Raw genomic sequence first — 20992 nt, 5'->3', positions numbered from 1 at the left:
ACAAAAAACGCATCCATTAGGATGCGTTTTTAAGATTAATTTATTAAATAGAAACCTATCTGATAATAACCTTTTGAGATTTAATGTGACCAGAATTACTTTGTAATTCAACCACATAAATACCAGCGGCAAGATTAGAAACATCAATGCTATGCTCTGAGTTTTTAGATTCCGTTAGTTGAGCACTTACAACTCTCCCTTGAATATCATATAGCTTAACAGTTGTTTTGTTTTCTAACTGACCTTTCACTACAACCGTTTTAGCATTTGCATTAGTGTATATTTCGATACTTTCTAAACTAACGTCATTGAGTCCTAAAGTTCCGCTATAGAAATGGACATAGAATCTACCCGTTGCATTTAATGTTGTGGCAGGCGTAAATGTGTAATCGCTTTCCAATAAATTAGTAAAGGTATTAGTTACGTTGTCTTCTAGTATCACTGAAGTTCCTTCTGGAATGTCGCTTTCAGAAATACTGACTACAGCTTGTTCGCCTTGTGCTATATTTATTCCTAATGGAAATGTCACATTGTTAAGGTCTGAATAGCTTACCGCCTGTGCGGCAAAATCTTTTCCTAGGTTGTCTTCAATTAAATGAGAATACAATGCAAAACTTGGCGTCGTTTCATCAAACAATGCAGAGTCATAACCAGGGTCCATACCTAATGAGGCATTATCGTTAAAATATAAGTTGGTATTATAAGAAGAATTTCCTTTAGATAATTGAAGCTCAACATGAGCTAGGTTTTGGCTAGATCTTCCGGCAATAAAATCATCAGTTGTACCTATCGTTCTCATGGCAGGTGTAAAAGATATAGTTCCTCCGCCTACTTTAGAAGCGATAAGAAACCCTTGGCCTGGTGTTATAGCTGCATTAGGATTGGCATCTGAATATGCCTGATTCCAAATAGTATAACCATCTGTAGCTGATCCGTCATAACCATATACTCCCGAATTGATAGGATTAAATTCACTGTTATTAGCTGCTAAGAATGCCGAGAGTTCAATATATGACGGGTATGGATTTCCTACGAGATTAAAAATGTTACCTGCACCCACTGATATAGGAGTTGTTATTGGCCCTGATTCCACATTTCCAACAAATCTAAATAATGATCCAGTAGGCTCTGTAGAGGCTGTTCTATAACCTATGCCAGAAGAAATAATCGTATTGTCATCTGCGGCAGTAAAATTAATGAAGGTGTCTGTATCGTTATCAAATGGTCCAAATAAAAATGAAGGCACACCGTCTATAGTTCCGAATGGAATATCTGGATTGGCAGTTCTAAGGGCTAAAAATGTTTGTGTACTACTAGTTACAGGCGCCGAAACTAAATCATTAGCACCAGTTGATGAGCCACTACCAATAAATTGATTGACATGTCTATTATAAACTACATCGCCTATAACATTATCACTAATTAAACTCGAATATGAAGTTGAGACTGAGTTTAACTCTAAAATACCCTCATTAACTAAACCGGTTGTTGTTACAATTGATTGTCCAGCAGAGACCGTTGTGGTTGCTGCGCTATTAATAAATAAATTATTGATTTCAATGTTAGTTCCTACATTGTAGGTACCATCAAGTACGTAAGCATTATCACTTCCTGTTGAAATTGAGGGTGCATTCGGTGACCAACCGTTATCAGTATACAGTAAACCATCAAATACACTAGTTAATTTGAAATTGTCAAATCCAGAATAGCCATTATTGCCGTTATTCCTTACACTAACTTGCAATGCAACGGTATTTACTGAATTAGGGATATTAACGGTCACAGTACCTTCATCTGTATCTATAGTGCCATTACCATCTAATAAAAATACGAGGGGTTGGTTAACACCGTCATAAATTAATCTATATCGCGCATCATCAGAATTATTTACATAACCATGCACATCCCAATCAAAAGACAATGTAACATCATTGTAACTTGTAATATCAATGGAATCAAAAGTAATAGTAGCAAAGCCAGTAGTGCCGTTATCGCCTTCGTCATTTAAATCATTCTCACCAAAAATGTTATTTGAGAATGAAGGATTATCTAATGGTGTAGCAATTGCGCTATCAATAACGCCATAGTAGCCATCTAATCCCCATCCATTATCAAAAGTAGCTACATCAGTTGTGTATGTCCATTCAGGAGTGGTATTGTCAAAATCTTGTTCGGCTAAAGTAATTAATGGACCCGCTATATTAAAAGAAGAGCTAGCGGCAAAATAAGGACCACCAAAAGCAACAAGAGTGGTTACAGTTTCTTTTTCTATAAATACTATGGTATCAAAGGTTGCCAGTCCATTAGTCATAGTATAAATAATGGGCGACGGATCCATAGAGCCAGAAGATATGACACTAAAACTTTGATTGTAGTCTAAATCTTGATTGCCATTAGCATCAACAGCAATAATAGTTGGGAAAGGCGTCATAATTTCAAATTGAAATGAATCCGTAGGTTGCTGATCAAAAACAACATTACTTACTGTGACCTCAATTCTATTATCATCACCTGCAATTGATGTTTGTGCGCCTCCGGCGTCAAAGGCCGCAAAAGTAGATCCCAAAATAGGATCTGCAGATACAGAGGTTATGGAAAGTTGAATTTGTTCATTATCCATAACTGTAGAACTGAAGGTTGCATAGACATCAAAGGTTTTAACACTATTGTCTGCTGCAGTTAAACCCGTGAGTCCAGAAAAAGTTGCTGTATCGGAAGAAACGGTAACCTCAGAAATATTGGTTGTTCCATCAAAAATTGCTAAAGCAGAAAGGTAAGAACTATTGGAGATATTAAATTCTAAATCAGTTAAAATTGTACCTACATTATCAGCATCTACTAAATCATCGCCGCCATCTAAAATAGCAAATTCGCCTATTTTTATAGCATTTGTGGTATTTAATCCTGATGTAACATTATATGATGTGTAGTTTATATTATCTGTAGGGTCAAAAGTAGTTGCGTCAATAATTGATTCAGTATCAAAGACAGCTGTAGTGGTAACTGTTCCAGTTAGTCTAATTCCGGGAGTTGCTATTCCAAAACCAGACCATGCATTTCTTCCTGCAATTCTAAACCAACCACCATCATTAACTGCGTTCCATGCATATAATCTAAAAGTTACAGTTTCAGCAATTCCTGAAATTATACTTAACCCGTTAAAATTGTAGTTAGTCGCTGTATCAGCTGAAGTTTGAATAGGGGTAATAGGAATTCCAGCGGTAGCAAAATTATCTATACTATAGAAAATTTGCCAATTTGCTGGGCCATTAACATTTTTTCTGTTTCTGATATCTATTTCGGTGATTTCGATGCTGTTACTTGCACTTGCAGTTACTGACCATTGTATAAATTCATTGTTTGATTCAGCCTGCGCTTGTGAAGTTGCATTCCAAGAATTCGATGTGAAATTTGCAGCAGCAGCAGTAGCCAAATTCACTCCTGAGCCCCTCGTTAATCCCAGAGAAGATATTGAGGGATCATTACCACTTGCAGTAGGGCCAACAATGTTGGCGCGGTCTATAGTTACAATAGGCGCCTGACTATATCCTAACGAGAAAAGGGCTACCAAAAAGTAAAAAATGTAAGTTTTTTTCATAATTTTTTAATTATATCTTAAAAAAAATGTCTTAGTGAATTGAAATTCCACTAATTTTTATATGGATTAATAGGCGATAAAGGTAATAAAATTTGCGGATAATTAAATAGTTTTACAATTGTCTTGAACAAAATGTTAATTTTTGAAATTTTTTCTTAAGGTATTTAAGACTTGTAATCAAAATTATAGTATCTACGTAAGATTCAGGTTAATGGTTTTTTATTTAAAGTTTAATATGTAATGGCCTCGAATATTAGTTGTGTCCTTTGTGCCCTCAAATTGATAATTGAACTGTTGGTTAATTCGCTCTTGCTTCTCCTATTGTTTCATTATAAGACAGTGGATTTGAGTTTAAAGAAAGAACAGAAAATTGACTTTCTATTATAGGGAAAATATAATAACGTTGTGCGTTTTTAAGACTATCTAAATTTAGAGGCATTATTTTGTTGAAATCTCAATGGCTAAGTGTTAGTAATTAGGTATTTTTGCCCTGTTTAATTAGTAAGTAATGTTTTTTCTAGATAAATCGGTATTTATTTGATTAAGCAATTAGAAATGCTATGGCAGAATTTTTAAGAATATATAAGGTTTGAGGTTCAGTAAACGACATCTAGCCAAAACTATTACCTGGCGTATCATAGGAACATTAGATACATTTCTATTATCGTGGTTTATATCCGATAATATTCAGTTCGGTTCTCAAATAGCGCTTTTGGAGTTGGTCACCAAGATGATTCTTTATTATTTGCACGAGCGTGCTTGGTTTAAATCTAAGATAAAATCGTCGAACAAGCGTCACGTATTAAAGACATTTTCATGGCGAGCCGTAGGAACGTTGGATACCTTTATATTAGGCTGGATAATTACAGGAAACCCCTTGACTGGTCTTAAAATTGGTGGTGCCGAAGTCCTTACAAAAATGCTATTGTATTTTGGGCACGAAAAATTATGGTACCGTATAGATTTTGGTTTGGACCGAAGAAATGAAAGAAAACGCTTGAACGAATTAAAAAAATCTCGTGAATTATGAGCATAAACACAGTTAGACATGAGTATAAAATCACAAAATCAGATCGTGAAAAGCTAAATGCGCATCGCTCTTTTTTGGTATGGTTTACTGGTTTGTCTGGTTCTGGGAAATCGACCTTAGCTAATCTGGTCGAAGTGGAATTGCATAAAAGAAACATTTCAACTTTTAGCTTAGATGGCGATAATATTAGACAAGGTATCAATAAAGATCTTAGTTTTGCTCCAGAGGATCGTACCGAAAACATCAGAAGGATTGCCGAAATCAGTCATTTGTTGGTTGAAGCTGGTGTGGTTACCTTGGCGGCCTTTGTGTCGCCGTACATCAAAGACCGGGAAAATATAAAAAACATAGTAGGGAACGAAAATTTCGTCGAAATTTATATCAATACCTCATTAGAGGAATGTGAACGTAGAGACGTAAAAGGTTTGTATAAGAAGGCAAGAGCCGGTGAAATTAAAAACATGACAGGTGTTTCAGCACCTTATGAGGCGCCTGTGAATCCGGATCTAGAAATCGTAACAGACCATCAATCGATAGAAACATCGGTTCAAACTATTTTAGACTTTATTATTCAAAAATTAAAATAAAACACATGAGTAATTACGTAATTAATCATTTAAAAGAATTAGAATCGGAAGCTATTTTTGTGATTCGAGAGATTGCTGCGCAATTTGAAAATCCTGTTCTGCTTTTTTCAGGTGGAAAAGATTCAATTTTACTGACGCACTTAGCTAAAAAAGCCTTCTTTCCTGCAAAAATACCGTTTCCATTAATTCATATTGATACGGGTCATAATTTTCCTGAAACCATTGCTTTTAGAGATGAATTAGTGGAGAAATTAGGCGTTAAACTTATTGTTGGTTCTGTTCAAGAAGCGATTGATAAAGGGAGGGCGAAGGAAGAAACTGGAGCTGATGCGTCTCGTAATTCACTCCAGATAGTTTCGTTGTTAGATACACTTGAAGACTATAAAGTTGATGCTGCGATGGGTGGAGCAAGACGAGATGAAGAAAAAGCGCGTGCAAAAGAACGTTTCTTTTCCCACCGTGATGAATTTGGACAATGGGATCCAAAAAATCAGAGACCGGAATTATGGAATCTTTTTAATGGTCGTAAGAATTACGGAGAACACTTTAGGGTGTTTCCTATTTCTAATTGGACAGAAATGGATGTTTGGGAATATATTAAACTAGAGAATATCGATTTACCGTCCCTATATTTCTCACATCAACGCGATTGTGTCGTTAGAGATGGCGTGATTTTAGCAAATTCAGAATTCATCAAGTTAAAGGAAAAAGAAGAAGTTGTTAATATGACCATTCGTTACCGTACTTGTGGTGATATGCCAATTACAGGTGCTGTTGAATCTGAAGCCGATAATCTTGAGAAAATCATTGAAGAAATCGCAACAACACGTACCACAGAGCGAGGTGGGCGAGCAGATGATAAGCGTGCTGAAACGGCCATGGAAGATCGTAAAAAACAAGGTTACTTTTAAAATTTAAAGAATACAATGGATTATCAAGATATAGAATTATTACGTTTTACAACCGCAGGAAGTGTTGATGATGGCAAAAGCACATTAATAGGGCGTTTGTTGTATGACAGTAAATCAATTTTTCAAGACCAACTAGACGCAGTTGAAGAATCTAGTAAAAATAAAGGTTTTGACTATGTTGATTTATCGTTGCTAACCGATGGCTTAAAATCCGAGCGCGAGCAAGGTATTACTATAGATGTGGCTTATCGTTACTTCGCCACTCCAAAACGTAAATTTATAATTGCGGATACGCCAGGACATATACAATATACACGTAATATGGTTACTGGTGCATCTACGGCTAATTTGGCCATTATACTGATCGATGCACGAAAAGGCATGTTGGAGCAAACCCATCGTCATGCATTTATCGCCTCATTATTGCGCATTCCACATGCTATTGTTTGTGTTAACAAAATGGATTTGGTTGATTATAGTGAAGAGGTCTATAATGAAATCGTTTCAGACTTTAATGTCTTTTCTTCCAAGTTAGGCATTAACGATATACAATTTATTCCTATTTCGGCATTAAATGGCGATAATGTTGTTAACCGTTCTAAAAATATGGATTGGTATCAAGGAAGTACGTTGATGTATCATTTAGAAACTGTGCATATTTCAAGTGATCATAACCTTGTGGATTGTCGTTTCCCTATTCAATCTGTGATTCGTCCACATACATTGGATAATCAGGATTATAGAGGTTTTGCAGGTCGAATAGATGGTGGTGTTTTTAAACCAGGAGATAAAGTAAAATCATTGCCTTCAGGGTTTGTTTCTACCATTAAAACTATTGAGCTTAATGGAGAGCAGATTGCAGAGGCATTTGCTCCTATGTCTGTAACCATGACACTGGAAGATGAAATTGATAACAGTCGTGGCGATATGATTGTACGTGAAAATAACGTTCCTAATGTCAGTCAAGATTTGGAAGTTTTAGTAACTTGGATGAGTACTAACCCAATTCATGCCCGAACAAAAGTGGTGATTAAACATACTACGAATGAGACGGTTGGAATGGTAAAAGAATTAAAATATAAAATAGACATCAATACGTTGCATCGCATTGAAGGTATTGATAAGGTTGAAATGAATGATATTGCTCGTTTGTCGATTAGAACGGCAAAACCGATATTTTACGATGCCTATAAAAGGAATCGCCAAACAGGAAGCGTTATCATTATTGACGAACAAACCAATGAAACCATTGGTGCAGGTATGATAATTTGAGTTAGAAGCTCGAAGTTTGAAGCATGAAGCATGCAGCATGCAGCATGAAGTTTGAAGAGAAAAAAATAAAATACCAAATTCCAAAAACAAAATATAAATCGAATTGACTTAGTGGGTGAGGTAATCGATAGGATTTCAAATTGATCAGTCAACCGAATATGGATTTAACAAAATGAATAAAAATTTAAAAACCGCAATTATTGCCGCTTTAGAAGCAGGGAAAGAAATTCTAAAAATATATCATTCCGATGATTTTGAAGTGGAATTAAAAGGCGATAATTCACCTTTGACCAAAGCAGATTTGGCTTCTCATCAAGTGATTATGTCACACTTGAAAACGACAAACATTCCTGTACTTTCTGAAGAAGGTAAATCTATAGCTTATAACGATAGAAAAGATTGGAACCAATTGTGGATCGTTGATCCAATTGACGGTACAAAAGAATTTATTAAGCGCAATGGAGAGTTTACGGTTAACATTGCTCTGGTAGAAAGTCAGAAAACCGTTATAGGTGTTATTTTCGTGCCAGTATCGGGAGACCTTTATTTTTCAACGAAGGAAATGGGCGCTTATAAAGTCACTGTAAATCTAGAGGATTATAATTATGATTCTTTAGTAAATAATGCTCGTAAATTACCATTAGAAAGAAGTGATAAGTCCTTTACAGTTGTCGCGAGCCGTTCACATATGTCACCAGAAACAGAGACTTATGTTAGCGAGATGCGTGAAAAGCATGGTGATGTAAATTTAATATCAAAAGGGAGTTCCTTAAAACTATGTATGGTTGCAGAAGGCCAAGCTGATTGTTATCCAAGATTTGCACCAACCATGGAATGGGATACTGCTGCTGGTCAAGCCATTTGTGAACATGCGGGTTTTGAGGTTATAGATTGGAGTACAAAAGAGCGCATGCTTTACAATAGAGAAGAGTTGCTGAACTCTTGGTTTTTGGTAAAGTAATCCTAGGTTTTAGAATCAATGAGATTCATAATTCGACTAATTTAGATACTTTTGCAATCAATTAGTGTTATTTAAATCCTTAAATTAAAAATTATTAATGAGTAAAGTTGCATTTATTACAGGGGTTACAGGACAGGATGGTGCCTATTTAAGTGAATTTTTATTAAAAAAAGGTTATGAAGTTCATGGTTTGAAACGCCGTTCATCCCTATTTAATACAGATCGCATTGATCACTTATATCAAGATCCACATGTAGATCATCAGAATTTTTATTTACATTATGGTGATATGACGGATAGTACTAATCTCATTCGGCTGATTAAAGAAATACAACCCGATGAGATTTATAACTTGGCTGCGATGAGTCATGTTGCCGTGTCTTTTGAAATTCCAGAATATACTGGCAATGCAGACGGTTTAGGAACTTTAAGAATTTTGGATGCAGTACGACTTTTGGGTTTAGAGAAGAAAACACGCATATATCAGGCTTCAACTTCAGAGCTATATGGCAAGGTACAAGAAGTGCCGCAATCTGAAACAACGCCGTTTTATCCAAGATCACCTTATGCTGTAGCCAAAATGTATGCTTATTGGATTACTGTAAATTATCGTGAGGCTTATAATATGTATGCTTGTAATGGTATTTTGTTTAATCATGAATCACCAATTAGAGGGGAAACTTTTGTAACACGAAAAATTACTAGAGCAGTTTCCCGGATAGCACTAGGTATGCAAGATAAATTTTATCTCGGAAATTTAGATGCACAGCGCGATTGGGGACATGCCAAGGATTATGTGAGAATGATGTGGATGATTCTTCAAGCGGACGAGGCAGAAGATTGGGTCATTGCTACTGGGAAAACCACAAGAATCCGTGACTTTGTTAAAATGAGTTTTGCTGAAGTTGGGATTGAGTTAGAGTTTAAAGGAAAAGGCGAAGATGAAAAAGCATATATCATCAAGTGCAAAAATCCTAATTACCAATTAGAAATAGGAAAAGAGATACTCGCTGTTGATGCACGTTATTTTAGGCCTACAGAAGTAGAGTTACTTATTGGCGATGCCTCAAAAGCTAAGGACAAATTAGGATGGGAATGCAAATATGATCTTAATGACCTTGTTAAGGATATGATGCAAAGTGATATAAAATTGATGAAAGAACAACAGTACCTTGAAGATGGAGGTTATAAAACGATGAATTATTTTGAGTAAATTAACTAAAGATTCAAAACTATATATTGCAGGTCATCGCGGAATGGTAGGTTCTGCGGTTTGGAGAGCTTTAGAGACAAAAGGTTACACTAATCTCATTGGTAAAACCAGCTCAGAGCTCGATTTGCGAAACCAACAAGCTGTAATTGATTTTATAAATACAGAAAAGCCGGATATTATTATCGATGCGGCTGCTCGAGTAGGAGGGATTTTAGCCAACAACGAGAATCCATATCCATTTTTAATGGAAAATTTGCAAATTCAGAATAATCTCATTGATGCTGCACATAAAGCTGAGATTTCAAAATTTATTTTTTTAGGAAGTTCTTGTATTTACCCAAAACTTGCACCTCAACCATTAAAAGAAGAATACTTACTTACCGATAGCTTGGAGCCAACTAATGAATGGTATGCCATTGCTAAAATAGCTGGTGTAAAAGCGTGCGAAGCCATTAGAAAGCAATACGGTAAAGATTTTGTGAGCTTAATGCCGACCAATTTATATGGTCCTAATGATAATTTTGACTTAAAAAGTTCGCATGTATTGCCTGCTATGATACGAAAGTTTCACGAGGCTAAAATTACTAAAGCTACAGTAGAGTTATGGGGAAGTGGAACACCAATGCGTGAATTTTTACATGTTGATGACTTAGCGCAGGCCGTTTTATTTGCCATTGAGCATAAATTACCAGAACATTTATATAATGTTGGTACTGGTACAGATGTTACTATAAAAGAACTGGCCGAAACGATTCAAAATGTTGTAGGTCATAATGGGAAAATTGAATGGGACAGTTCAAAACCAGATGGAACACCTAGAAAGTTGATGGATAGTTCAAAGCTAAGAGCTTTGGGTTGGGCTTCAGAATATACTTTAGAAAAAGGAATAATTGATACTTACAATTGGTTTACCTCGCACCAAAAAGACTATAAAAAAGTAAAAATTTAAGTTAGTGCTTTTCAACTTAAATTTAGTATAATAATAAAGTTTTTATGATTCGATTATTGATTATTGTGGGTACAAGACCGAATTATATTAAGGTTACACAATTTAAAAAAGTAGCTGAACAAAAATTTAAAAATAAATTCGACATAAAAATCGTCCACACAGGCCAACACTTTGACAAAGCCATGGCTGATGATTTTTTTAAACAATTAGACATCTATCCAGACTTTGCTTTGAACATTCCCCAAAGCACTGCAAATAATCAAATCGGTGAAATTATAATAAGGTTGGAAGGCATTGTAAATCAGTTTCTTCCAGATATGATCATTGTGCCAGGCGATGTCAACTCTACTTTAGCTGCTGCTATTACCGCAAATAAAATGAATATTCCACTGGCGCATTTAGAAAGTGGTTTACGGAGTTTTGACCGAAGTATGCCAGAAGAAATCAATCGACTTTTGGTCGATGAAATAACAGATCACTTCATTGTAACGGAACAAAGTGGCATAGATAATCTACTCAAAGAAGGAAAACCAAAAGAGCGGATCCATTTTGTAGGGAACACCATGATTGATACACTCGTCGCTTTTGAAGAAGATATAGAATCCCAGTCCATTTTAGAAACGTTTCAACTGAACAAGGATGATTTTATTTTAATGACTATTCATCGTCCGGCTACAGTAGATCACAAAAATGGTCTAGAAAAGTTATTGAATTTGATGGATAAACTGTCTAAAAATCATCAAGTGGTCTTTCCAATGCACCCGCGAACGTTGAACAATCTATCGAAGTATGGTTTAAAATCGGACTTCGAAAAATTAAAAGGTGTTATAATTACAGGCCCATTAGATTATTTTAGTTTTCAAAACCTTATTCATAATTGCAAAATGGTATTAACAGACAGTGGAGGCATTCAAGAAGAAACAACCTACAAATTAAAACCCTGTTTAACGCTGAGGCCAAATACCGAAAGGCCTAGTACTATAACCCAAGGAACAAATGTTTTGTTGGATTTTGATGTTGATAAAATTTTAAGCCATATCGAAACTGTTGAAGCTGGAATGGAAAATCATAGTAATGTGCCAAAATTTTGGGATGGTAAAGCCACAGAACGTATTTTAGCAATTATTGAAACATTGCCTTTAAAATAAAAGGTATGTGAAGTACATTTGCATTTTTATATAATTGATTTATTATCAGATGAAAAGTCATGGACATGAATTTGTAAAGGTGTTATTTTTTGATGAAGTTGAATTGAAAATTTTTTATCACGGAAACTATTAGTAGGTAGAAAATAATTAAAAAATATTACTGCAATGAAGAATATATTAATAACTGGAGGAGCAGGCTTTATAGGATGTCATGTGGTTAAGTTGTTTGTAGAAAAGTATCCAAACTATCATATAATAAACTTAGATCTGCTTACATATGCAGGAAATCTTGAGAATTTAAGCGCCATAGAGCACTCAGAGAATTATACGTTTATAAAAGGAGATATTTGCGACCGTGGCCTAATCAAGGAAATTTTTAAAAAGTATGCTATAGAGGCTGTAATTCATTTAGCAGCAGAATCTCATGTAGATCGATCCATTACCAACCCTTTTGAGTTTGCCAACACCAACATAATGGGAACATTAACCTTGTTGAACCAGGCCAAAGAAAGTTGGAAAAATAATTTTGAAGATAAATTGTTCTATCATATTTCTACGGATGAGGTTTTTGGCTCTTTGGGAGACGAAGGTTTCTTTTTAGAGGATACGCCTTACGATCCTAAATCGCCTTATTCGGCCTCAAAAGCCAGCTCAGATCATTTTGTGCGGGCTTATCAAAACACTTATGGATTGCCTGCCATAATAACCAACTGTTCCAACAATTATGGGCCCAATCAATTTCCTGAAAAATTAATTCCATTATTTATAAATAATATAAAAAATAACAAACCACTTCCTGTGTATGGGGAAGGTTTAAATATAAGGGATTGGTTATTTGTAGAAGACCATGCGCGTGCCATTGATGTCGTTTTTCATAAGGGAACTATAGGCGATACTTACAATATTGGCGGCTTTAACGAGTGGAAAAATATTGACCTCATAAAGGTCATCTGTAAAGTCATGGACACAAAATTAGGAAGGGAGGAAGGCACGTCCGAAAAATTGATTACCTATGTTACAGATAGGGCCGGACATGACATGCGATACGCCATTGATTCAACCAAATTAAAAGACAATTTGGGTTGGGAGCCTTCCTTGCAGTTTGAAGAAGGCATAGAAAAAACGATTAGTTGGTATCTTGATAATGAAGCGTGGTTACATAACATCGTTACTGGCGACTATAAAGACTATTATAAAAAGCAGTATGCGGCAGATTAACCTATTTTGTTTTCTTGATAAGCAAATATCGAAATGCAATAGGAGCTTAGCTAAATAAGTTAATAATAAAACTTGGACGAAACGAAGTTTAAGTTTTTAGAAAAAAATAATAAATGAAAGGTATTATACTAGCAGGAGGTTCAGGAACAAGATTGTACCCATTAACAAAAGGGACATCTAAGCAATTATTGCCTATACACGATAAACCAATGATATATTATCCATTGTCCGTGCTGATGTTGGCCGGAATTAAGGACATATTGATTATATCAACTCCAATAGATTTGCCTAGATTTAAATTACTGCTAGGCGATGGTTCTAGTTTAGGAATGACCTTTAGTTATGTAGAACAGCCGTCTCCGGATGGTTTGGCACAGGCTTTTATTTTGGGAGAAGATTTTATTGGAAATGACGATGTCTGTCTAGTATTAGGTGACAACATTTTTTATGGTCATGGATTAAATAAATTATTAGCTAAATCAGTTCGTAATGTATCCGAACGTCAGAAAGCGACTGTTTTTGGTTATTACGTAAAAGACCCAGAACGTTATGGCGTTGTTGATTTTGATGACGAACAAAATGTAATAAGTATTGAAGAGAAACCAGAGGTTCCTAAAAGCCATTACGCGGTTGTAGGTCTTTATTTTTATCCTAATAGCGTTATTAATATCGCAAAAACCATAAAACCTAGTCATAGAGGTGAATTAGAGATTACTACTGTAAATCAAACATATCTTAAAGACGACAACTTAAAAGTTTTACTTATGGGACGTGGTTTTGCTTGGTTAGATACCGGAACGCACGAGAGTCTTCTAGAGGCTTCTAATTATATTCAAACCATAGAAAATAGACAAGGATTAAAAATTGCTTGTATTGAAGAGATAGCTTTCGAAATGGGATATATTACCAAAAATCAATTGCTAGAGCTTGCCGAACCATTAAAGAAAAACGGCTATGGACAATATTTAATTGAACGCGCTAACGAGTTATGAATTATGAAATTTTCAAGAACAGAAATACATGATGTCGTTGTTTGTGAGCCCAATGTTTTTGGTGATGATCGCGGATTTTTTATGGAAACCTTTAGAGAAGATAAATTAACAGCGTTTTTAGGTTTTAAAATTAACTTCTGTCAAGATAACTTATCTAAATCTTCATATGGTGTATTAAGAGGCTTACACTATCAATTAGCACCTTTTGCACAAACTAAGCTAGTAAGTGTTATTAAAGGGAGTGTTTTAGATGTTGCTGTAGATATTAGAATAGGCTCGCCAACTTTTGGAAAACACGTTGCCGTAGAATTATCTGAGACTAATAAAAAACAATTATTAGTCCCTAGAGGTTTTGCGCACGGATTTGTAGTGTTAAGTGAAGAAGCTATTTTTACGTACAAAGTAGATAATTACTACAGTCCAGAGCATGATAGAGGTATTGCCTATAATGATAAGAACCTAAACATTGATTGGCAATTACCAGCAATTCAGCTCAAGTTGTCAGCAAAAGATCAGGATCAAAAGGCATTTGATATGGCGGATTATTTTGATATACGTGCTATTTAGGTTCAATATTTGCTAAAAAGATGAAAATCAAATTTCGTAATCAAGTAGCCCTCGTTTGTTATGCCGAACTTATTTCAGTATCCTACGTAGCATACAGAGTTAGTTACTGAAATATCCTCGATAGCCATCGGGATACGATGACAATTGACGAGATTAGTAGCCGAGGAAAGATAAATCTTGAGTAGTACTATTCGCTCAGCTTAGACCTGGGAAGAAACTAGTGAGGTGATTAGAAATTGGGTTTTTATAGGAATGGGCGGCAAAACTAGATTCAAGTTGTTGCGCTGTTGGTTGCTAATCCATATTTCTAACCTTTGCGTAAGGAAATTCGCTAAGAATTTGACTTTAATTACAAGCTATTATTACAGAAATTTAAGCCCTTTTGTTTTGTGAATTACATATTTAAGTCGCACTTTTGCACTTTGAACAGTGCTATTTAATCTTAAATGCAATTTACACTATGAGCCAAGCTCAAGCTTCAAATTACACATTAGTCATTGAACCCAAAACACGGCTTTTAGATCTGAACCTAAAGGAAGTTTGGCGTTACAGAGACTTACTTTTTTTATTTGTAAGACGCGATTTTGTAGCGGTCTATAAACAAACCATTTTTGGCCCTCTTTGGTTTTTTATACAACCAATTTTAACTACAATTATGTTTATGGTTGTTTTTGGAGGGATTGCCAAAATGAGTACCGATGGTTTGCCTCAGGCTGTCTTTTATTTAGCTGGAATAGTAAGTTGGAATTACTTCGCAGATGCCTTAAAAGCAACCTCAGAAACCTTTGTAGCCAATGCCAGTATTTTTGGTAAAGTCTATTTCCCGCGAGTCATTACCCCTTTATCTATAGTGGTGTCCAAGCTGCTTACTTTTGGGGTGCAATTTACCTTGTTTTTATTGGTGTTTTTTTATTATTTCTTTTTTACAGATACCAATTTAGAACCTAATGTTACTTTATTTTTAATTCCATTCTTAATATTGATTACTGCAGGTTTGGCTTTAGGTATCGGTTTAATTATTACGGCTTTAACGACAAAATACAGGGATTTTCGATTTTTAATTACCTTTGCAATTCAATTGGGGATGTACGCTACACCTATTATTTATCCTTTAAGTGAGATTGAAAATAACAGAATAAGAATGGTTGTACTAGCCAACCCGATGAGCTCAATCATAGAGACCTTTAGATACGCTTTTACAGGTACAGGCAATTTCAGCTGGACTAGTTTAGTTTATAGTTTTGGAGTGATGCTTGTTTTTTTGATTGTTGGAACTATAATTTTTAATAAAGTTCAAAAGACGTTTATGGATACGGTTTAATTTCCAAGCAATGCAGAAGGAATTGGATTAAAAGAATATAAATGATGACCATTTATTGTTCAATAAAAGAAAACGAATTACATCTAGATTGAAATGATAAAAAAAAAAAAACAAAGAAAAATTGATTTTATTCTTGGCGGGGCACAAAAAAGTGGTACATCAGCTTTAGCGTATTATTTGCGTCAACATCCAGATGTTGGAATGGGTGAAGTGAAGGAATTACATTATTTCAATAATGAGGCTGTTTTTTCTAAAAAATACATTGATTATTCAAAATATGAAAATAGGTTTGATTTTAATCAAGACAAATTAATTTATGGTGAAGCAACACCGATATATTTATATTGGGTGCCAGCGGCAGAAAGAATTTGGAACTACAACAGCGATATAAAATTAATTTTCATTCTCCGCAATCCTATACATCGAGCTTTTTCACATTGGAATATGGAATTTGATAGACCAAAAGAAAGCAATGAGACAAAAGACTTTTCCTATGCAATAAGAAATGAGAGGTTAAGAGTAAGAGAAAAATTACCTTTACAGCACATGTATTATTCCTACTTAGATAGGGGTTATTATTCAGAACAAATCAGAAGATATAAGAGATTCTTTAAAGATGAGCAATTGATGTTCATAAAATATGAGAACTTCAAAAACAACCAAAATAGTGTTCTTAATCAAATTTTTTCATTTCTAAACGTAAACGAAGAGAATTTTAATTTTAAGGAACGAGTTATAAATGAACATAAGAAGCATTCAAACTTAAATTTACAAGATAAAGAATATCTTTTAAACTTATATGAATTTGAGATAAAGCAAGTTGAAAAAATACTTGATTGGGATTGTTCAGACTGGCTTGAATAGTTAAAATATTATAATCTTAGTTTTGAACAAATTGTGCAAATATCATATGTTATAATTTATCTATATTCTAAGAAATAAGAATATATTGATTAACAAAAAAAAACGGAGTTTAAATTCCTATGAAACCAATTATAAAAGTAGAAAATATAGGTAAACAATATCGTTTAGGTAACGTTGGTACGGGTACTTTATCACATGATATCAACCGTTGGTGGCATAAGGTGCGTGGAAAAGAAGATCCATATTTGAAAATTGGGGAAACCAACGACCGTACAAAAACTGGAGGTTCGGAATATGTATGGGCATTAAGTAATATCAATTTTGAAGTCAATCCTGGAGAAATATTAGGTATTATTGGGAAAAATGGTGCTGGGAAATCGACCCTACTAAAGCTTTTGAGTCGCGTGACTGGACCAACAAAGGGTAAAATAACAAGTCACGGAAGCATAGCCTCTTTACTTGAGGTAGGTACAGGTTTTCATCCGGAGCTAACAGGGAAAGAAAATGTGTTTTTAAATGGGGCGTTGTTAGGCATGACAAAGAAAGAAATAGCTGCTAAACTAGATGAAATTGTTGATTTTGCGGGTTGCAACAAATATATGGATACTCCTGTAAAACGTTATTCTAGTGGAATGCGAGTGCGTTTAGGCTTCGCAGTTGCTGCATTTTTAGAGCCTGATATTTTGGTGGTGGATGAAGTATTGGCAGTAGGTGATGCTGAATTCCAAAAAAAAGCGATTGGCAAAATGCAAGAAGTAAGTCAGGGTGAAGGTAGAACAGTTTTGTTTGTAAGCCATAATATGGCGAGTATTCAAAATTTATGCAATAAAGTATTAGTAATGGATAGGGGGACAACAGTGTTTCTAGGTGATGTAGACGATGGGATTAATTACTATTTAAACTCTAACAGAGAACTAAACCATATGAATTTTGATAAAAATGAAAAACGACCTGGTAACGGTGGCTTAAAATTCTTGAGTATCGGACTAAAAAATGAGTCAAATAAACAAATTAATGAAGTTTTTTCAGGAAATCTTTTGAACATAGATATAGAAATTGAAATATTTAAAAAGATAGATAGTCCGAGATTCAGAATTCAGTTTATGGATTTAAAGGGAGTTATAAGGTTTTTATGCAATAATAATTTTTCAAATAAAGAATCGTTAGATTTACCCGAGAAAGGCAAAGTTACTTTGAGGTGTGTGATACCTGCGTTCCCGCTTCCAAAAGGAAGTTATCTTGTGCAATTATCTTGTTTTTCAAGGAATGGAACAGAAGATGATATTGAAGCTGCAATTGAAATTACTGTTGTAGGTGGAGATTTTTTCAAAACAGGTAGAGAACAAAACTCAAGTGAAGGTGTTTTGGTTAAAAACAATTTCAAACTATTATCATGACTAATAAAATTTTGATAATTACTGGAATGCATCGTTCAGGAACCTCTTTAACAAGCAATTGGTTACAGAGATGTAGTCTAAATATAGGCACTGAGTTAGAAGGAAAGAAATTTTCAAATCCAGATGGCCATTTTGAAGATATAGATTTTCTATATCTTCATGAAGAAATTCTTAAGAGTGGCAATGTGCCTTATCATGGCACTGAAAATCCAAATGATTTTATTATCAGTAAATCACAGAAGAAAAAAATTAAGGTTCTTCTTGAACAAAAGAATAAAAGTAAAGAATGGGGTTGGAAAGACCCTAGAACTTGCCTTTTTTTAGGTGTTTACAGAGAATTAATCCCTAGTGCCAATTATCTGGTGATACTTAGACCATACACAGAAATTATTGATTCTTTAGTAAGGCGAAAATATTCGCCAATAGAGAGAAAGATAAAAAGCACTAAATTCGGGAAGCTAAAACTGTTAAAATATGAATTGACTTTACAGAAACAAAGTTTAAGTAAAGAAATTGAATATTATGAAAATGCTGTTATAAATTATTATAATAGTATTATTCATCATTTAGAGTTAATAGATAAAGAAAAGAGAATTTGTTTTATGCTTGATGATATACAAAAGCTAGATAATCAAATTGTTTCTAATTTAAATAATAAAATGGGGTTTTCACTGAAGTATTTTCCTATTTCCAACATTTTTGAAAAGAAATATTTAAAATCAGAACCCAAATTTTATAAGAGAACTACTTTAAACACATCTAAACTTGAGGCACTTCAGAATAAATTGGTTGCTTTCTGTGACTACTAAAGTGGTGAGTGTTACATTAGAATTATTGTAATATTTATTTAAATATGGGGAAAGTAACTTTTTTAATGCCAGTTTACAATGGCGAAAAATATTTACGTGAAGCTATAGACTCTATTTTAGCACAAACGTATACGAATTTCGAGTTACTGATTATTAACGATGGGAGTACAGATAATACACAGCAGATTATTGATAGTTATTCAGATCCACGTATAAAATGTGTGCAACAGCAAAATTGCGGTGTTGCTAAATCACTAAATAATGGTCTTGCCCTTATTACTACAAAATATATTCGTAGGCACGATGCAGATGATATTTCTGAGCCCAATATGTTAGAGGTGCAGATGCAATTTTTACAAAAACATAAAGAGATAAAATTTGTAAGTACGAGCTGTGCGTTTATGACCAATCACAGTAAAGTGGCTTATAATTATACGCAACCCAAATCGGCACTTTTTTCAGAGGAAGATTATGTTATGGTGAGCAGACAAATGTTTAATCCTTATAGTCCAATTGTTCATGGTACAGTTTTAGGGCCGACTGCTATTTTTAAGGAGATGAATGGCTATCGCGAAGCATTTCTGACTTCAGAAGATAATGATTTGTGGTTAAGAATAATAGAGCACTATAAGTTTGCGGTTTTAAAACACAGCTATTATTATTTAAGACTAAATGCAACATCTGCAACGCAAGTACATAAAGCATCAACCAGTTTTTATCGCGATTTAACGATGCAATTTGCAAGAGAAAGAGAAATCCATGGTACGGATTTATTACAGCGTGGCGAAACGATGCCTAAACCGAAAACGTTAGAAGTGGCTCCCCTAAATAATACAAACGCCGTAAATGGAAAAATCTTTAGAGGCGATATATTACATTTTGGTTATAAAATAAATCTGGACGCCAAAGATTACAAAAATATCCTAACAGATATTAAATTAGCATTAAGAGATGGTTGGAAATTAAAAAAAACATGGAAGGCTATTATTTTTCCTATTTTGGGAGATAATTATGTAAAAGCTGGTGTTAAAGTCAAACAAAAACTGAGATGATTGTTTATTATTTTGGAGCCGATAGCCCTTGGTATAACCAAAGTGAAATAGATATTAATAGACGTAATATGGCGGTTTTGTTAGCTATAGCAGAACAACCTAATATAAAATTAGTTTACAACGTTATACGCTGTACACGTGCATTATTGTTTAATAAAAAAGACCAAATAGTATCATTACACCCTAAAATTAAGAACGTTTACATTGCTATAATTCTGCCAGAACGTGGTGTCCTAAAAAAAATAACACAACCATTAAATAGAGTTTTATTAAAAACGTTTCTCCCTAAAGAGAAAAAAGGTCAGAATAACTTATCATGGTGTTATTGGCCTAGAGGTTATGAAGATTACAAATTTTTAGGATTACTAGACCGTATGGTTTTTGATACCGATCATAATATTATTGAAGACCCTAATTTAGCCCAAAACCATAAAAAGAATAGAACTCAATTATTAATAGAAGCTGGTAACCGAGCAGAGATTATATTAAGTAGTTCGCGGTCTATGATAGCTTGGTATACCTCTAAAGGTTTTAACAATACCAAAATGTTAATGAATGGTGTTTTTAAGTCTCGAGTGCATTTTGTTGACACCGTTAACAAAGCTGGTGATGATTTCCAGGTCACTTACTGCGGTACATTATCTAAATGGATAAAATTGGAGTGGTTATTAAAAATGGCAAAAGACCAACCCAATTGGACCATAAATATTATAGGAAAAAACTTCAAAACCGAGTTAGCAGATGAATTCGAAATTTATAAGAATATAAAAATGCACGGTTTTTTAAAACCATCAGAAGTAGATGCTATTCTTCAAAAGACCAATGTATGTATTGGTTTATATCGGGAAGAACCGGCTTTAGATGTCAATAGCATGAAAATATATGATTATCTTGCAAAAGGATTACCTGTAGTGGTTAATAAATACCACGCTCATTTAGGAGAAGATTTTGAGCATTTAATTATGGTAGAAGACAACTATACTGATTTTGTTTCCGCTATAAAATATGCAAAGCCTATTGAAAAAGACAAATTGAAACCGTTTTTGAATAATGTAACTTGGCAAAATAGAGTAAAAGCTCTAACTCAATCTATAGATGCTTAG

General features: G+C 34.3%; 18 protein-coding genes. 17 read left to right on the top strand and 1 reads right to left on the bottom strand.

Features of this window, described 5'->3' with window-relative positions; genetic code table 11:
- Positions 1 to 55: 55 nt before the first annotated feature.
- On the bottom strand, positions 56 to 3598 hold the full coding sequence (locus HM990_RS15975) for a T9SS type A sorting domain-containing protein (protein ID WP_178990301.1): 3543 nt from the start codon (positions 3596 to 3598) through the stop codon (positions 56 to 58).
- 589 nt (positions 3599 to 4187) lie between these two features.
- On the opposite strand from HM990_RS15975, the gene HM990_RS15970 reads away from it, so the two are divergent.
- The 17 genes from HM990_RS15970 to HM990_RS15890 all read left to right on the top strand — a co-directional run bounded on the left by HM990_RS15970 (position 4188) and on the right by HM990_RS15890 (position 20992).
- Positions 4188 to 4628 (top strand): DUF2061 domain-containing protein, encoded by a 441-nt coding sequence (locus HM990_RS15970; RefSeq protein WP_178990299.1) that lies wholly within the window; start codon positions 4188 to 4190, stop codon positions 4626 to 4628.
- On the top strand, positions 4625 to 5215 hold the full coding sequence (gene cysC, locus HM990_RS15965; protein WP_178990297.1) for an adenylyl-sulfate kinase: 591 nt from the start codon (positions 4625 to 4627) through the stop codon (positions 5213 to 5215). Before HM990_RS15970 ends, cysC begins: the two co-directional genes overlap by 4 nt.
- Before the next feature lie 5 nt (positions 5216 to 5220).
- Complete coding sequence (gene cysD, locus HM990_RS15960) at positions 5221 to 6126, top strand: sulfate adenylyltransferase subunit CysD (RefSeq protein WP_178990295.1); 906 nt, start codon at positions 5221 to 5223, stop codon at positions 6124 to 6126.
- Between the two features lie 15 nt (positions 6127 to 6141).
- Positions 6142 to 7398, top strand: a complete 1257-nt coding sequence (locus HM990_RS15955; protein ID WP_178990293.1) for a sulfate adenylyltransferase subunit 1 — start codon at positions 6142 to 6144, stop codon at positions 7396 to 7398.
- 172 nt (positions 7399 to 7570) lie between these two features.
- Entirely contained in the window at positions 7571 to 8359 is a 789-nt protein-coding gene (cysQ, locus tag HM990_RS15950) for a 3'(2'),5'-bisphosphate nucleotidase CysQ (RefSeq protein WP_178990283.1), read from the top strand.
- A gap of 97 nt (positions 8360 to 8456) precedes the next feature.
- Positions 8457 to 9572 (top strand): GDP-mannose 4,6-dehydratase, encoded by a 1116-nt coding sequence (gmd, locus tag HM990_RS15945; RefSeq protein ID WP_178990281.1) that lies wholly within the window; start codon positions 8457 to 8459, stop codon positions 9570 to 9572.
- A gap of 43 nt (positions 9573 to 9615) precedes the next feature.
- Positions 9616 to 10521, top strand: coding sequence for a GDP-L-fucose synthase family protein (locus HM990_RS15940; RefSeq protein WP_229719442.1), 906 nt, complete (start codon positions 9616 to 9618; stop codon positions 10519 to 10521).
- A gap of 44 nt (positions 10522 to 10565) precedes the next feature.
- On the top strand, positions 10566 to 11669 hold the full coding sequence (gene wecB / locus HM990_RS15935; protein ID WP_178990277.1) for a non-hydrolyzing UDP-N-acetylglucosamine 2-epimerase: 1104 nt from the start codon (positions 10566 to 10568) through the stop codon (positions 11667 to 11669).
- Between the two features lie 165 nt (positions 11670 to 11834).
- On the top strand, positions 11835 to 12887 hold the full coding sequence (gene rfbB, locus HM990_RS15930; protein ID WP_178990276.1) for a dTDP-glucose 4,6-dehydratase: 1053 nt from the start codon (positions 11835 to 11837) through the stop codon (positions 12885 to 12887).
- A gap of 113 nt (positions 12888 to 13000) precedes the next feature.
- Positions 13001 to 13879, top strand: a complete 879-nt coding sequence (rfbA, locus tag HM990_RS15925; RefSeq protein WP_178990274.1) for a glucose-1-phosphate thymidylyltransferase RfbA — start codon at positions 13001 to 13003, stop codon at positions 13877 to 13879.
- Between the two features lie 3 nt (positions 13880 to 13882).
- A complete protein-coding gene (gene rfbC, locus HM990_RS15920; protein WP_178990272.1) occupies positions 13883 to 14446 on the top strand; it encodes a dTDP-4-dehydrorhamnose 3,5-epimerase in 564 nt (187 codons plus the stop codon).
- 460 nt (positions 14447 to 14906) lie between these two features.
- Positions 14907 to 15767, top strand: coding sequence for an ABC transporter permease (locus HM990_RS15915; RefSeq protein ID WP_178990270.1), 861 nt, complete (start codon positions 14907 to 14909; stop codon positions 15765 to 15767).
- A gap of 93 nt (positions 15768 to 15860) precedes the next feature.
- On the top strand, positions 15861 to 16631 hold the full coding sequence (locus HM990_RS15910; protein WP_178990268.1) for a sulfotransferase family protein: 771 nt from the start codon (positions 15861 to 15863) through the stop codon (positions 16629 to 16631).
- A gap of 119 nt (positions 16632 to 16750) precedes the next feature.
- Complete coding sequence (locus tag HM990_RS15905; RefSeq protein WP_178990266.1) at positions 16751 to 18028, top strand: ABC transporter ATP-binding protein; 1278 nt, start codon at positions 16751 to 16753, stop codon at positions 18026 to 18028.
- Complete coding sequence (locus HM990_RS15900; RefSeq protein WP_178990264.1) at positions 18025 to 18837, top strand: hypothetical protein; 813 nt, start codon at positions 18025 to 18027, stop codon at positions 18835 to 18837. The genes HM990_RS15905 and HM990_RS15900 overlap by 4 nt, the downstream gene beginning before the upstream one ends.
- 44 nt (positions 18838 to 18881) lie before the next feature.
- Positions 18882 to 19889: a glycosyltransferase family 2 protein gene (locus tag HM990_RS15895; protein ID WP_178990261.1), complete on the top strand. Its 1008-nt coding sequence runs from the start codon at positions 18882 to 18884 to the stop codon at positions 19887 to 19889.
- Positions 19886 to 20992, top strand: coding sequence for a glycosyltransferase (locus tag HM990_RS15890; RefSeq protein WP_178990259.1), 1107 nt, complete (start codon positions 19886 to 19888; stop codon positions 20990 to 20992). The genes HM990_RS15895 and HM990_RS15890 overlap by 4 nt, the downstream gene beginning before the upstream one ends.

Origin of the sequence: Winogradskyella schleiferi (assembly GCF_013394655.1) — a bacterium.
Classification (GTDB): Bacteria; Bacteroidota; Bacteroidia; order Flavobacteriales; family Flavobacteriaceae; genus Winogradskyella; species Winogradskyella schleiferi.
This window is presented reverse-complemented; position numbering and strand designations above follow the sequence as displayed.

Excerpts from the sequence above, each read along its gene's own strand:
- HM990_RS15975 (WP_178990301.1), bottom strand. The coding sequence starts at position 3,598 with ATGAAAAAAACTTACATTTTTTACTTTTTGGTAGCCCTTTTCTCGTTA.
- cysC (WP_178990297.1), top strand. The coding sequence starts at position 4,625 with ATGAGCATAAACACAGTTAGACATGAGTATAAAATCACAAAATCAGAT.
- cysD (WP_178990295.1), top strand. The coding sequence starts at position 5,221 with ATGAGTAATTACGTAATTAATCATTTAAAAGAATTAGAATCGGAAGCT.
- HM990_RS15955 (WP_178990293.1), top strand. The coding sequence starts at position 6,142 with ATGGATTATCAAGATATAGAATTATTACGTTTTACAACCGCAGGAAGT.
- cysQ (WP_178990283.1), top strand. The coding sequence starts at position 7,571 with ATGAATAAAAATTTAAAAACCGCAATTATTGCCGCTTTAGAAGCAGGG.
- gmd (WP_178990281.1), top strand. The coding sequence starts at position 8,457 with ATGAGTAAAGTTGCATTTATTACAGGGGTTACAGGACAGGATGGTGCC.
- HM990_RS15940 (WP_229719442.1), top strand. The coding sequence starts at position 9,616 with ATGGTAGGTTCTGCGGTTTGGAGAGCTTTAGAGACAAAAGGTTACACT.
- wecB (WP_178990277.1), top strand. The coding sequence starts at position 10,566 with ATGATTCGATTATTGATTATTGTGGGTACAAGACCGAATTATATTAAG.
- rfbB (WP_178990276.1), top strand. The coding sequence starts at position 11,835 with ATGAAGAATATATTAATAACTGGAGGAGCAGGCTTTATAGGATGTCAT.
- rfbA (WP_178990274.1), top strand. The coding sequence starts at position 13,001 with ATGAAAGGTATTATACTAGCAGGAGGTTCAGGAACAAGATTGTACCCA.
- rfbC (WP_178990272.1), top strand. The coding sequence starts at position 13,883 with ATGAAATTTTCAAGAACAGAAATACATGATGTCGTTGTTTGTGAGCCC.
- HM990_RS15915 (WP_178990270.1), top strand. The coding sequence starts at position 14,907 with ATGAGCCAAGCTCAAGCTTCAAATTACACATTAGTCATTGAACCCAAA.
- HM990_RS15910 (WP_178990268.1), top strand. The coding sequence starts at position 15,861 with ATGATAAAAAAAAAAAAACAAAGAAAAATTGATTTTATTCTTGGCGGG.
- HM990_RS15905 (WP_178990266.1), top strand. The coding sequence starts at position 16,751 with ATGAAACCAATTATAAAAGTAGAAAATATAGGTAAACAATATCGTTTA.
- HM990_RS15900 (WP_178990264.1), top strand. The coding sequence starts at position 18,025 with ATGACTAATAAAATTTTGATAATTACTGGAATGCATCGTTCAGGAACC.
- HM990_RS15895 (WP_178990261.1), top strand. The coding sequence starts at position 18,882 with ATGGGGAAAGTAACTTTTTTAATGCCAGTTTACAATGGCGAAAAATAT.
- HM990_RS15890 (WP_178990259.1), top strand. The coding sequence starts at position 19,886 with ATGATTGTTTATTATTTTGGAGCCGATAGCCCTTGGTATAACCAAAGT.